The organism is Pseudomonas sp. NyZ201, assembly GCF_049860765.1.
Classification (GTDB): Bacteria; Pseudomonadota; Gammaproteobacteria; order Pseudomonadales; family Pseudomonadaceae; genus Aquipseudomonas; species Aquipseudomonas bharatica.
In genome coordinates this window covers 1,728,341-1,741,409 of the sequence record NZ_CP187557.1, presented here as the reverse complement: position 1 = coordinate 1,741,409, position 13,069 = coordinate 1,728,341, and the positions used below count along the sequence as shown (strand labels likewise).

Annotated in this window: 15 protein-coding genes; 1 reads left to right on the top strand and 14 read right to left on the bottom strand. The window is 62.3% G+C overall.

Translation table 11 applies throughout. From position 1 onward, the window contains the following. Positions 1–6: 6 nt before the first annotated feature. From ACPFMA_RS08080 to ACPFMA_RS08030, 11 genes are all read right to left on the bottom strand, one after another. Positions 7–993 carry a DNA polymerase III subunit delta' gene (locus tag ACPFMA_RS08080; RefSeq protein ID WP_064304871.1) on the bottom strand — a complete coding sequence of 329 codons (987 nt, stop codon included), beginning with the start codon at positions 991–993 and terminating at the stop codon, positions 7–9. Continuing rightward, complete coding sequence (tmk, locus tag ACPFMA_RS08075; RefSeq protein WP_064304872.1) at positions 986–1,618, bottom strand: dTMP kinase; 633 nt, start codon at positions 1,616–1,618, stop codon at positions 986–988. The genes ACPFMA_RS08080 and tmk overlap by 8 nt, the downstream gene beginning before the upstream one ends. A 19-nt stretch (positions 1,619–1,637) precedes the next feature. Continuing rightward, positions 1,638–2,786 (bottom strand): endolytic transglycosylase MltG, encoded by a 1,149-nt coding sequence (gene mltG, locus ACPFMA_RS08070; RefSeq protein ID WP_420057511.1) that lies wholly within the window; start codon positions 2,784–2,786, stop codon positions 1,638–1,640. Between the two features lie 2 nt (positions 2,787–2,788). Beyond that, entirely contained in the window at positions 2,789–3,604 is an 816-nt protein-coding gene (gene pabC / locus ACPFMA_RS08065; RefSeq protein ID WP_420057509.1) for an aminodeoxychorismate lyase, read from the bottom strand. After that, on the bottom strand, positions 3,604–4,848 hold the full coding sequence (gene fabF / locus ACPFMA_RS08060) for a beta-ketoacyl-ACP synthase II (RefSeq protein WP_009406827.1): 1,245 nt from the start codon (positions 4,846–4,848) through the stop codon (positions 3,604–3,606). Before fabF ends, pabC begins: the two co-directional genes overlap by 1 nt. A 106-nt stretch (positions 4,849–4,954) precedes the next feature. Next, on the bottom strand, positions 4,955–5,191 hold the full coding sequence (gene acpP / locus ACPFMA_RS08055) for an acyl carrier protein (protein WP_009406829.1): 237 nt from the start codon (positions 5,189–5,191) through the stop codon (positions 4,955–4,957). Between the two features lie 195 nt (positions 5,192–5,386). Further along, complete coding sequence (gene fabG, locus ACPFMA_RS08050) at positions 5,387–6,127, bottom strand: 3-oxoacyl-ACP reductase FabG (protein ID WP_009406831.1); 741 nt, start codon at positions 6,125–6,127, stop codon at positions 5,387–5,389. 14 nt (positions 6,128–6,141) lie between these two features. Beyond that, positions 6,142–7,080 (bottom strand): ACP S-malonyltransferase, encoded by a 939-nt coding sequence (gene fabD, locus ACPFMA_RS08045; protein ID WP_420057507.1) that lies wholly within the window; start codon positions 7,078–7,080, stop codon positions 6,142–6,144. 127 nt (positions 7,081–7,207) lie between these two features. Continuing rightward, on the bottom strand, positions 7,208–8,218 hold the full coding sequence (gene plsX, locus ACPFMA_RS08040) for a phosphate acyltransferase PlsX (RefSeq protein WP_081263296.1): 1,011 nt from the start codon (positions 8,216–8,218) through the stop codon (positions 7,208–7,210). Positions 8,219–8,221: 3 nt separating this feature from the next. Next, the gene (gene rpmF, locus ACPFMA_RS08035; protein WP_009406838.1) at positions 8,222–8,404 is read right to left on the bottom strand and encodes a 50S ribosomal protein L32; all 183 of its coding nucleotides are present in this window, start codon (positions 8,402–8,404) and stop codon (positions 8,222–8,224) included. A gap of 13 nt (positions 8,405–8,417) precedes the next feature. Then, positions 8,418–8,945, bottom strand: a complete 528-nt coding sequence (locus tag ACPFMA_RS08030) for a YceD family protein (protein ID WP_064304877.1) — start codon at positions 8,943–8,945, stop codon at positions 8,418–8,420. Positions 8,946–9,041: 96 nt separating this feature from the next. Here ACPFMA_RS08030 and ACPFMA_RS08025 point away from each other — a divergent pair, with 96 nt between their 5' ends. After that, positions 9,042–9,620: a Maf family protein gene (locus tag ACPFMA_RS08025; RefSeq protein ID WP_420057505.1), complete on the top strand. Its 579-nt coding sequence runs from the start codon at positions 9,042–9,044 to the stop codon at positions 9,618–9,620. Positions 9,621–9,896: 276 nt separating this feature from the next. On the opposite strand, the gene ACPFMA_RS08020 is transcribed toward ACPFMA_RS08025, so the two are convergent. Genes ACPFMA_RS08020 through rluC form a run of 3 tightly spaced genes read right to left on the bottom strand, consistent with a single transcriptional unit; the run spans position 9,897 to position 12,511 of the window. Beyond that, complete coding sequence (locus tag ACPFMA_RS08020; protein WP_420057504.1) at positions 9,897–10,880, bottom strand: S49 family peptidase; 984 nt, start codon at positions 10,878–10,880, stop codon at positions 9,897–9,899. A 7-nt stretch (positions 10,881–10,887) separates the two neighbouring features. Beyond that, complete coding sequence (locus ACPFMA_RS08015; protein ID WP_420057502.1) at positions 10,888–11,565, bottom strand: HAD family hydrolase; 678 nt, start codon at positions 11,563–11,565, stop codon at positions 10,888–10,890. Further along, the gene (gene rluC / locus ACPFMA_RS08010; RefSeq protein ID WP_420057501.1) at positions 11,555–12,511 is read right to left on the bottom strand and encodes a 23S rRNA pseudouridine(955/2504/2580) synthase RluC; all 957 of its coding nucleotides are present in this window, start codon (positions 12,509–12,511) and stop codon (positions 11,555–11,557) included. The genes ACPFMA_RS08015 and rluC overlap by 11 nt, the downstream gene beginning before the upstream one ends. Positions 12,512–13,069: the final 558 nt, after the last annotated feature.

Sequence of the window (13,069 nt, the reverse complement as noted above, 5' to 3'; positions counted from 1 at the left end):
GGAAATTCAGCGCTGCCCCGGCAACATTGCCCAGGAAGCCAGCAGGGCCTCCAGCAACAGCACGCGGTTGAGATTGGCCTTGCCGAGGACTTTCTGGCGCTGTTCGAGAATCCAGTCCTGGATCTCCAGTACCCTGCCCTGCGGGCTTTTCTGCGCGAGGTACTGCACGACCTTGCGCATATCGGCCAGGCCAAGGCCCTCCTCATCCTGGGTCAGCTGGTAGCGCAGGATCAGGTTCGACCAGTCGCAGAACCAGTCGAACAGGTGCAACAGGGAGACATCCTTCCAGGATTCGGCAAGCTGGCTGGGCGATTGCTGCTGCTTGAGCAGTTTCTTCACCCCGTCGACCACCTGGGCACGGTGCTCCCGCACACCCTGGCCTTGCAGATCGACTGCCATCAGCGGCGACCCCGCGGCCAGGCTCAACAACTCGATGCGTTCCTGCTCCTCGCACCCAGGCAGGGCCGAGGCCAGCCAGGCCAGGCTTTCGGCCTCCTTCGGTTGCGGGCAGGCAATCTGCTGGCAGCGACTCTTGATCGTCGGCAGCAAGCGGCTTGGCTGGTGGCTGACCAACAACAGAACGGTATCGCCGGAAGGCTCTTCAAGGCTTTTGAGCAAGGCGTTGGCGGCATTTACGTTCATCGCCTCCACCGGCTCGATCAATACCACCTTGCGCCCTCCCAACTGGGCGGTCTGGGTGACGAAGCCGACCAGGTCACGAACCTGGTCCACCTTGATCGGTTTGTCCGCCTCTTCCGGCTCCAGCACATAGTTGTCAGGGTGGCTGCCCGCCGCCAGCAGCATGCAGGACTTGCATTGTCCACAGGCCCGGAGTTCCGCAGGACGCTGGCACAACAGCAGCGCCATCAGGTTCTCGGCCAGGGCACGCTTGCCGATTCCCTGGGGACCATGCAGCAGATAGGCATGGGCATGCCGGGCGCGGCCGGCCAATTGCTGCCAGAGCGCCAGCTGCCACGGATACGCTTCAGCCACGGCAACGGTCCACGATCTGCCCGACCAGGCCATCCAGCGCCTGCTGCACCGCTGGCAGCGGCTGCGCCGCATCGATCAGGCAGTAACGTTGCGGGTCGGCCTTGGCCCGGTCGAGGTAGGCCTGGCGCACGGCTTCGAAGAAGCCCTGGCCTTCCTGCTCGAACCGGTCCAGGCGACCCCGGGCGGCGGCCCGGGAAAGGCCGACTTCAACCGGAAGGTCGAACAGCAGCGTCAGGTCAGGCTGCAACCCTTCCTGGACGAACCGTTCGAGCGTGGCGATACGCTCCACGTCCAGGCCACGACCGCCTCCCTGGTAGGCATAGGTGGCATCGGTGAAACGGTCACAAAGCACCACGGCACCACGAGCCAGGGCCGGGCGGATCACTTCGGCCAGATGCTGGGCCCGGGCGGCGAAGACCAGCAACAGCTCGGTATCGGCATGCATCTTTTCATCACTGGGCGCGAGCAACAGCTCGCGGATCCGCTCGGCCAGGGGAGTGCCGCCCGGTTCGCGGGTCAGCAGCACATCCAGGCCGCAGTCACGCAGATGCCGGGCCAGATAGTCGCGGTTGGTGCTCTTGCCGGCGCCTTCCGGGCCTTCCAGGGTAATAAACAAACCGCTCACTCGGCGTCCTCGAAAATGGTCATTGCTGGATAGCGTCCCCGGCGGCCGGCGTCTCGACCGGACCAACGGCGGGCGGCACCGCGGGTGCCTCCTGCGGTACGGGCTCGTCCTTCCGGGCCTTGTCATCACCGTTGAGCGGCGCCGGGCTGGAACGATAGTCGGCGCGACGCTTCAACTGATATTCGCGTACCGCCGAGTTGTGGGCGTCGAGATCGTCGGAGAAGACATGGCTGCCATCACCGCGGGCGACGAAATACAGGCTGGTGCCGGGCGCAGGATTGAGTGCGGCATGGATCGCCTCGCGACCGACCATGGCGATGGGCGTCGGCGGCAGGCCGCTGATCACGTAGGTGTTATAGGGCGTGGGCTCACGCAGGTCGGCGCGGGTGATCTTGCCGTTGTAGCGCTCGCCCATGCCGTAGATGACGGTAGGGTCGGTCTGCAACTGCATGCCGATCTGCATGCGCCGGACGAACACCCCGGCGATCAGGCCACGCTCATGGGGTACTCCGGTTTCCTTTTCGACCAGCGAGGCCATGATCAGCGCCTGGTAAGGATCACGGTAAGGCAGTTCGGCGGGACGATCGGCCCACTCCCTGGCCAGCACCTCTTCCAGGCGGGCATAGGCCTGTTGCAGCAACTCGACATCGGAGGTGCCGCGCACGAACTTATAGGTATCGGGGAAGAAGCGGCCCTCGGGGAAAACCGTCGGATGCCCCAGTTGGTCCATCACCTCGGCATCGCTCATGCCGTCCAGGGTGTGCTTGATCTTTTCATGCCTGGCCAGGGCTGCGCGCACCTGGCGGAAGGTCCAGCCCTCGACCAGGGTCAGGTTGTACTGGACCACGTCGCCACGGCGCCAGGCGTCGAGCAGATCGCGGACGGTCATGCCCGGCGTCATGCGGTACTCACCGGTATGCAGCGCGGTACCGGCCATATTGAAACGCCAGTAAAGACGCAGCCAGAAGGCGTCCTTGATCAGGCCCTGGCCTTCCATGCGATAGAACATGCGATTGGGGTTGGTGCCGGTGGGAACATCCAGCAGTTCCTCGCCACCAAGGTGCAACGGCTGGTCCACCGACGAACTGACCTTCCAGGCGGAATAGCCGAGCACCAGGCCGCCCAGGATCAGGATGATCTCCAGCAGCAACAACAATTTACGTCTCAAAATCAGGCATCCAGCAGCGTGCGGGCGATGGCCTGCAGTTTACGGGTGAGAGGCCCCGGCGACCAGTTCAGCGATGCGAACGAGCGCACCGGCCAGACACCGTAGACACTGTTGCAGAGAAACAATTCATCCGCCTGCTCGAGGTCGTCCAGCGCCAGGTCGCGGATCTGCACGCCGATACCTTCGCGGCCGGCGGCGTCGAGCAGCGCCGCGCGCATGACGCCTGCCACGCCACAGCGACTCAGGTCAGCGGTAAGCAACTGCCCGCCATGCACCAGGAACAGGTTGCTGTATACCCCTTCGATGACACGACCGGACATATCCAGCATCAATCCTTCAGCGTACTCGGCACCCTGCCATTCGGCGCGCGCCAGTACCTGTTCCAGGCGATTGAGGTGTTTGAGACCAGCCAATAGCGGCTGCTCGGCAAGGCGGGTGCGACAAGGGAAGAGGCTTACGCCCTGGTCAGCATGTTCAGAGGGATAAACCGGTACGGGATTGCCCTGGAGAATCCGCCGCGGCATGGCCCCGGCGACAGCGGCGTAACCGCGCTGGCTATCGCCCCGGGTCAGGATCAGCTTGAGCACGCCGTCGCCGAGCAGCACGGCGTAGCGGCAGCACTCGTCACGAATCAGTTGGAGATCGGCCTCGATGGCCAGGCGCTGGCAACCCAAGGCCAGGCGATCGAGGTGATAATCGAGCAGCGAGGCTTTCCCCGCCTTGACGGCGATGGTCTCGAACAAACCATCGCCATAGGCCAGGCCGCGGCTTTGCAGCGCCAGGGTATCGGCGCCCTGCCCATCGACCCAGGCCTGCATCAGCCGACGAACCGACGGAACACCAGCGAGCCGTTGGTACCGCCAAAACCGAACGAGTTGGACAGCACCACGTCGATTGGCATGTTGCGCGCTTCATGAGGCACGAAGTCGAGGTCGCAGCCGACATCCGGTTCGTCGAGGTTGATGGTTGGCGGCGCCACCTGGCTGTTGATCGCCAGGACGCTGAAGATCGCCTCTACCGCTCCGGCCGCGCCCAGCAGGTGCCCGGTCATGGACTTGGTGGAACTGACCGCCAGGTTGTAGGCGTGCTCGCCGAATACCGACTTGATCGCTGCCACTTCCGCCAGGTCGCCGGCAGGCGTCGAGGTACCGTGGGCATTGATGTAGTTGACCTGTGTCGGATCGACCTGTGCGTCACGCAGCGCATTGGCCATGCAGCGGGCGGCACCGGCACCATCCTCGGGTGGCGAGGTCATGTGGTAGGCATCGCCGCTCATGCCGAAACCGACCAGTTCGGCATGGATGGTCGCACCACGGGCCTTGGCGTGCTCCAGCTCTTCGAGCACCAGGGCACCGGAACCGTCGGACAGGACGAAACCGTCGCGGCCCTTGTCCCAGGGACGGCTGGCGCGGGTCGGGTCGTCGTTGCGCGTGGACAGCGCACGGGAGGCGCCGAAGCCGCCCATGCCGAGGCCGCAAGCGGCCATCTCGGCACCGCCGGCGATCATCACGTCGGCTTCACCGAAAGCGATGTTGCGCGCGGCCATGCCGATACAGTGCGTACCGGTGGTGCAGGCGGTGGCGATGGCATAGTTTGGCCCCTGCACACCCAGATGGATGGACAGGAAACCGGAAATCATGTTGATGATCGAGCCAGGCACGAAGAATGGCGAAATGCGCCGCGGACCTTGCTCGTGCAGGGTACGACTGGTGTCTTCGATATTGGTCAGGCCGCCGATACCCGAGCCCATGGCCACGCCAATGCGCTCACGGTTGGCATCGGTGACTTCCAGGCCGGCATTGCGCACCGCCTGAAAACCGGCCGCCAGGCCGTACTGGATGAACAGGTCGAGTTTGCGAGCTTCCTTGAGCGACAGGTACTGCTCGACATCGAAGCCCTTCACCGAGCCACCGAAGCGGGTGGAATAGGCAGAAAGGTCAGTATGCTCGATCAGACCGATGCCACTGCGGCCAGCCAGAATGCCCTGCCAACTGCTCGGTACATCGGTACCCAGTGGCGACAGCATGCCCATACCGGTGACCACGACGCGTCTACGCGACACAGCGCTCTCCTTTTTCTATATGTCTACATCTCTTGCAAAGAAAAAACCGCACGCCAGCAAAGGCAGTGCGGTTTTTCCCTGACAAGAAGTAACGACTAAAGCAGTCTTAGCCCTGGTGGCTGTTGACGTAGTCGATAGCAGCTTGAACAGTAGTGATCTTCTCGGCTTCTTCGTCAGGAATCTCGGTCTCGAATTCCTCTTCCAGAGCCATCACCAGCTCAACGGTGTCAAGCGAATCGGCGCCCAGGTCCTCAACGAAGGAAGACTCTGGCTTCACTTCTTCTTCCTTGACGCCCAGTTGCTCGGCAACGATTTTCTTGACGCGTTCTTCGATGGTGCTCATACCTTGTTTTCACTCCTAATGGACATATGTCAGGCAGCTGGCCGGTGTGTAAGTTTATAGAAAGGCGCCTGCTTTTCAAGCTAAACGCGCCCTCCTGCATCGCACCTGCCGCTACCCCTGGAATTTGGTTGCAGCTTTATAACGGATTTTAGTCAGCACGTATGACATTTTTTTAAAACAATCCGTCACATTTAACTACATGTACATCCCGCCGTTGACCGGAATGGTTGCGCCGGTCACATAAGCCGCACCGTCGGAAGCCAGGAATGCGACCACCTTGGCGATCTCATCGGCCTGGCCCAGACGGCCCAGCGGAATTTGCGTCTGCAGCGCTTCACGCTGCGCTTCAGGCAGCTCGCGGGTCATATCGGTGTCGATAAAGCCCGGAGTCACCGAGTTCACGGTAATGGCGCGGGAACCCACTTCGCGGGCCAGCGCGCGGCTGAAGCCCTCCAGTCCAGCCTTGGCGGCAGCGTAGTTGGCCTGACCAGCGTTGCCCATGGCACCCACCACCGAACCGATGCTGATGATACGGCCCCAGCGCGCCTTGGTCATGCCGCGCAGGACCCCCTTGGACAGACGGTAGAGGCTGTTCAGGTTGGTATCGATGACATCGAACCACTCGTCATCCTTCATGCGCATCATCAGGTTGTCGCGAGTGATGCCGGCGTTGTTGACCAGGATAGCCGGCGCACCGAACTGCTCCTGGATGGTCGCCAGGACCGCGCTGACGGATTCATCGCTGGTGACGTTCAGTTCCAGGCCGGTACCGGTGATGCCATGCTCCTTGAGGGTAGCGGCGATACGCTCGGCGCCGGACGCAGAGGTAGCGGTACCGATCACGGTAGCGCCCAGGCGACCCAGCTCCAGGGCGATGGCCTGGCCGATGCCACGGCTTGCGCCAGTGACCAGTGCAACTTTACCTTGCAGACTCATGCAGGCTCTCCTAATCAGGCCAGCGCCGCGCGAGTGGCGGCGAAGGCATCCGGGGTATTGAGGTTGTGGGTGGTCACGCCGTCGGCGCACCGCTTGTTGAGACCGGCAAGCACCTTGCCAGGACCGCACTCGACCAGTTGCACCGCGCCCTGGGCAGCCAGGGTCTGCACGCACTCGACCCAACGGACCGGCTTGTACAGCTGCTCCAGCAGGTCGCGCTTGAGGGCATCCAGGTCAGCCGGCACCGCCGCGCTGACGTTCTGCACCACGGGAATGGCCGGGGCCTTCCACTCGATGGCGTTCACCGACTCGGCGAAGCGCTCGGCGGCCGGACGCATCAGTTCGCAGTGCGATGGCACGCTGACCGCCAGTGGCAGGGCACGCTTGGCGCCACGGGCCTTGCAGCCCTCCATGGCACGATCGACCGCAGCCTTGGCACCGGCGATGACCACCTGCCCCGGCGAGTTGAAATTGACGGCGCTGACTACTTCGCCTTGGGCCGCTTCGGCACAGATGGCCACGACATCGGCGTCGTCCAGGCCGAGGATGGCAGCCATGGCACCCTGCCCGGCCGGAACGGCTTCCTGCATCAGTTGACCGCGACGCTCGACCAGCCTGACCGCATCGGCCAGGCTCAGGCTGCCGGCGGCGACCAATGCACTGTATTCACCCAGACTGTGACCGGAAACGAATGCCGGACGCGCACCACCCTCCGCCAGCCACAGGCGCCACAGGGCAACCGAAGCGGCCAGGATGGCAGGCTGGGTTTTATCGGTTTGGTTGAGTTGCTCTTCCGGACCCTGCTGGACCAGTGCCCAGAGATCGTAGCCCAGAGCCTCGGAGGCCTCACGGAAGGTCTCGATGACCAGTGGATACTGGGCGCCCAGCTCGGCGAGCATGCCGAGGGACTGCGAACCTTGACCGGGAAAGACGAATGCGAGGGATGCAGACATTGAACAAGCCCCTAGTGATCTTGTCGTCGAAAATGAGTGTCCAGCCGTAGCTGGACACAAGAAAATCGAAAGTTGGATGGTAACGAGAACCAAGCGGTCACATTTAACCACTTCCCGCCGATTATGCCTAAAGCAACAGATCCTCGAGTCGGCCGTGCAAACGCTCGGGCAGGTTTTCCTGGATTTCGATCAGGGCCCGCTGGATGGCACTCTGGAAACCCTGCACGCCGGCGGAGCCATGGCTCTTGATGACGATGCCCTGAAGCCCGAGAAAACTTGCGCCATTGTGTCGCGCCGGCGCCAGGTCGGCCTGCAGGCGCTTGAGCAGCGGCATCGCCATGGCCCCGACCAGGCGCGATGCCATGCTGCTACGGAACAGCGCTTCGATACGGGCGCCGATCATGGTCGCCAGGCCCTCGCTGGATTTGAGCAGGATATTGCCGACGAAGCCGTCGCACACCACCACGTCGGCTTCGCCGCGATACAACCCGTCGCCCTCGATGAAACCGATGTAGTTCAGGCCGCGGGCCTGCTGCAGCAGATTGGCCGCCAGCTTGACCTGCTGGTTGCCCTTGATGTCCTCGGTACCGACATTCAGCAGCGCCACCCGCGGGCGGGAGATCCCCAGGGCCTGGGCTGCCACCGAGCCCATCACGGCGAACTGGTAGAGATGCTCGGCACTGCAATCGACATTGGCGCCAAGGTCGAGCAACTGGCAGTAGCCGGTGCGGGTCGGGATCGCCGCGACCATGGCCGGACGATCGATGCCGGGCAGGGTCTTCAGCACATAGCGTGAAAGCGCCATCAAGGCGCCGGTATTGCCGGCACTGACGCAGGCCTGGACCTTGCCATCGCGCAACAATTCGAGAGCGACGCGCATCGACGAATCGGGCTTGCCACGCAACGCCTGGGAGGGCCGCTCATCCATGCCGATCACTTCGCTCGCCGCAACAATCTGCAGCCGCGCGCGATCCGCTGCCGACTGGCCAGCGATCAGATCTTCAAGGAGGGAGGGTTGACCGACGAGGGTCAGGTGAAGCGAGGGGGTAGCCGAGAGACAAGCGAGACTTGCCTGGACAATGCTGCGGGGACCGAAGTCCCCGCCCATTGCGTCGATCGCAATGATCTGAGCGGACAAGGATTACTCGTCAGCGCCCTTGTCGATCACTTTACGGCCACGGTATACGCCTTCTGGCGAAACGTGGTGACGCAGGTGAACTTCACCGGTGGTTTTCTCTACGGACAGGGCGTTGGCTTCGAGGGCATCGTGCGAACGGCGCATGTCACGGGCAGAGCGGGATTTTTTGTTCTGCTGAACAGCCATAATTGATTAACTCCTAAACGTTTGGGTCACGCTTTAACTGCGCCAATACACTGAACGGGTTGGACCGCTTTACCTCGTCCTCGCTCGGTTCGGGCTCATCGGCGCCCGCCGGCTGCTGGCATTCTTCCGGATGATGAGCAGGCACGATGGGCAAGGCGAGCAACAGCTCTTCCTCGACCAGCGCCCGCAGATCCAAAGGATCCTCGCCCAGTTCCAGCACGTCATAACCTTTCGGCAACGACTGGGTATTCGCACCCTCCTTCACCACGGCGTAAGTACACTCGCTGTGGATCGGCAGGGTGACCAGCTCAAGACAACGCTGGCAAACCATCTTGACCTCGACGTTCAGGTCGGTGTGGAAAACCACCGCGCCCTGCTCGTCTCGCTCAAAATCGAATTTGGCCTGCACCGTACCGACATTGTCGGAAAGCGGGTCGCAGAGTCTCTCCAAATCGGCGAGCGGTACGCTTCCTTCGATGGAAACGCCACGATCGGCCAATTTGCGCGGGTCAACGTGAGGTGGAATCGGGTCATTCAACATAGGCGCAGCATTCTAGGGATGCCCCCCGCCCCTGTCAAAGGAAATTCCGTCCCGGCCCAACATGTTAGAATCGGCGAACCTGCACTGGAGTATTTCATGCTACCGCTGATACTGGCTTCCAGCTCACCCTACCGGCGCGAATTGCTGGCGCGCCTGCATCTGCCATTCGATTGGGCCTCGCCGGATATCGACGAACGGCGCATCGACGACGAGCCCGCCGTCGACCTGGTCAAGCGCCTCGCCCGGGAAAAGGCCCTGGCCCTGGCCGACCGGCATCCGGCGCACCTGATCATCGGCTCCGACCAGGTGGCAGTACTCGGCGAGCAGATCCTCGGCAAACCGCACACGTTCGACAAGGCCTGCGAGCAGTTGCTGGCAGCAAGCGGAAACCATGTCACCTTCCTGACCGGTGTCGCCCTGCTCAACAGTGCAACCGGTGAATGCCAGGTGGACTGCGTTCCGTTCAGCGTGCACATGCGCAACCTGGACCTGCCGCGCATCGAGCGCTATCTGCGCATCGAGCAACCCTACGATTGCGCTGGCAGCTTCAAATGCGAAGGGCTGGGTGTCAGCCTGTTCCAGGGCACCCACGGCAGCGATGCGACCAGCCTGATCGGACTTCCACTGATTCGCCTGGTGGATATGCTGATAAAGGAAGGCGTCAGCGTACCCTGAAGCACCATTCCCGAGAACACCACAAAACCCTGTGGGAGTCCGCCCAGCCTTTCAGGCTGCGCTGTCGCCCAGAGAACAGCTTCAAAACACGACGCGTACCCTGTGGGAGCGGGTTCACCCGCGATTGCTATTGTGAACTCACTACCGCAATCGCGGGTGAACCCGCTCCCACAAGGTCCCTGCAAATCAAAGAGTTATGTTTTGCTCTATGAGAGCTGGCTTGATGCCCAACAAAAAGCCGACCATCGAGGTCGGCTTTTTATCAACAGGAAAGAATCAGCGCAGACTCGGCCCCTGGAACCCCATCCACATCGCCAGGTGCTCGGCGACGCTGGCCCCGAGGCGCTTGGAGAAGCGATCGAACGGAGATTCCTCGATGGTGAAGTCCACAAGATCCTTTTCACCCACCACTTCCCTGGCCACATAGCCAGCGCTGCCCAGGGCATCCACCAGCCCCAGATCCACAGCCTGCTCGCCAGACCATATCAACCCACTGAACAGCTCGGGATGCTCCTTGTCCTTCAAGCGCTCCCCTCGGCCCTGCTTGACGCTGGCGATGAACTGCTTGTGCGTGGTATCCAGCACACCCTGCCAGAACGCAGTCTCCTCGGGCTTCTGCGGCTGGAATGGATCAAGGAACGCCTTGTGCTCGCCGGCAGTGTAGGTACGGCGCTCGACCCCAAGCTTCTCCATGGCGCCGACAAACCCGTATCCGGCCGCGGTAACGCCGATGGAACCGACCAGGCTTGCCTTGTCGGCATAGATCTGGTCTGCCGCGCTGGCAATGTAGTAGGCACCCGACGCACCGAGATCGGTGATCACCGCATACAGCTTGATCTGCGGATATTCGCCACGCAGGCGGCGGATTTCGTCATACACGTAGCCCGCCTGCACAGGGCTGCCGCCCGGGCTATTGATGCGCAGCACCACGGCCTTGGTCTTGGGATCCTTGAACGCCGCACGCAGGCTGCCGATGATGTTGTCGGCACTGGCCTCTTCCTTGTCGGCAATGACCCCGCGCACCTCGACCAACGCCGTGTGCCCGGTACCTCCGACAGCACCCTTCTCCATCTTCGCCAGCGGCGAGAACAGGAAGAGGATGCCGAACAGATAAAGGAACGTCAGCAACTTGAAGAAGATCCCCCAGCGCCGCGCCCTGCGCTGTTCCTGGACGCTGGCCAGCAAGGTCTTTTCCAGCAACTTCCAGCTTTTCTGCTCTTCGTCGTTTTCTTCGCGAGGCGCTTTCCACTCGTCGACCATGCTTTACCTACCCTGGAAATACCGGTGTAGCCGCCCGGGCAAGCCAGGCCGGCAACTGTGAGAAGTGTTCGATAGACAACTGCGGCCGGTGAACGCTCAACGTCTCCAGCGACATGGCACCATACCCCACCGCGACCGAATGCATCCCGGCGTTCTGCGCCATGAGCAGGTCGAAGGACGAGTCACCGATCATCAGCGACCGCGACGCCGGGACCCGGCAGTGCGCCATGATCTCTTCCAGCATCAGCGGATGCGGCTTGCCACGGGTTTCGTCGGCAGCGCGGGTGATATCGAAGAAATCCTCCCAACCATTGGCCTTGAGCACCCGATCCAGCCCGCGCCGGGCCTTGCCGGTGGCGACGGCCAGGCGGTAGCCCTCGGCGCGAAAGGCGTCCAGCGCTTCGACCACGCCTGGGAACAAGGGTGAAGGCTGGTCATCGAGAGCCATGTAGATGTCCGCGTAGTGCTGACGGAAAGCCATGACCTCGGCCTCGACCAGTTGCGGATACAAGGTGCTGATGGCTTCGGGCAGGGCCAGGCCGATGATGCCCTTGACTGCCTCGTCGCTGCACAGCGGATAGCCGGCACGCTCGGCGGAGGCATGCATGGCCTCGACGATACGACCGATGGAGTCGGCCAGCGTACCGTCCCAATCGAAGATCAGCAGGTCGTAGTCACGTTGCACTCAGGCGCTCCACGGTCTGGGCCCACATCTCGTCCACCGGCGCCTCGAGCTTGAGCTCGCCGCCATCGGGCAAGGGCACGGTCAGGGCATAGGCATGCAGGAACAGGCGCTTGCCGCCCAGCTCGCGGATCTCCCGGGTAAAGTCCTCGTCGCCGTACTTGCTGTCACCGGCGATGGCATGCCCGGCGTGCAGGGCATGGACCCGAATCTGGTGGGTGCGACCGGTGATCGGGCGGGCCTCGACCATGGTGGCGAAGTCACCGAAGCGGCGCAGCACGCGGAAGACCGTCAGTGCCTCCTTGCCCTCTTCATTCACTTCGACCATTCGCTCGCCGGAGCGCAGATTGCTCTTGAGCAATGGCGCATTGACCTGCTTCTTGCCGGTCGCCCAATGACCACGGACCAGCGCCATGTAGCGCTTGTCCACGCCATCGCCACGCAAGGCGGTGTGCAGGTGGCGCAGCATGCTGCGCTTCTTGGCGATCATCAGCAGGCCGGAGGTGTCGCGGTCGAGACGATGGACCAGTTCCAGCTCCTTGGCATCCGGGCGCAACTGACGGAAGGCTTCGATCACCCCGAAGCTCAGGCCGCTACCGCCATGCACGGCGATGCCGGCCGGCTTGTTCAACACGATCAGCGCCTTGTCTTCATAGACGATCGCCGCCTCGAGCCGCTGCAGCAGCCCCTGGGCCACCGGCACCGGCTCGTCGCGCTCGGGCAGGCGCACCGGCGGCACACGCACGATATCGCCGGACTGGATCTTGTATTCGGGCTTGATGCGCCCCTTGTTCACCCGCACTTCGCCTTTGCGCAAAATGCGATAAATCAAGGTCTTGGGTACGCCCTTGAGAACATTGACAAGGAAGTTATCGATACGCTGGCCGGCAAGTTCCGGCGGGACTTCGATCAGCTGGACGCTGGAAGTCTGGGGGGTAGAGGTCGTCATTTGGCGGATCATAACAATTTTTTATGGATTTGAAGCACTTAATGATTGCTGCTATAGTCGCGAACGCCGCCAAAAGCGGCTGGCCAGCGGACCAATGGCTTCAAGCCGGCCCTGACCGACGCAATTCTCGAGGACGCGAGGCCGTCCGACGGGGCTTTCGCCAGTTTACAGAAATGCCTGGAATCGCCACCAGCGCCGATGAGAGAAGACCGATAAAAAACAACAAGAGCGGCTTTTGACCCTCCCTTTCCGTTTTTTTTCGATGCCACTCTTCTCAGTGCCAACGCTTTCACGCAGTCATGGCGGATGCTTCGGAAATACCTGCCTTAGCCATAAACTGCGCGGGCTCCCGTATGGAGCCGGCGATAAATGCAACCCGTTGCGGATTCAGCGCGCGGCAGCACCCGATTATCAGGGATACGTGTAGGGTGGAGATGCACAACCGTCGGACCGTGTAGTACCGCGTCCCGGCCTCAGCGCCGGACCTGGTCTCGAAACAGGATGCCCACCGGGCGTCCACGGACGAAGGCTGATTCCTCCTCCTGACTGACGTGCATA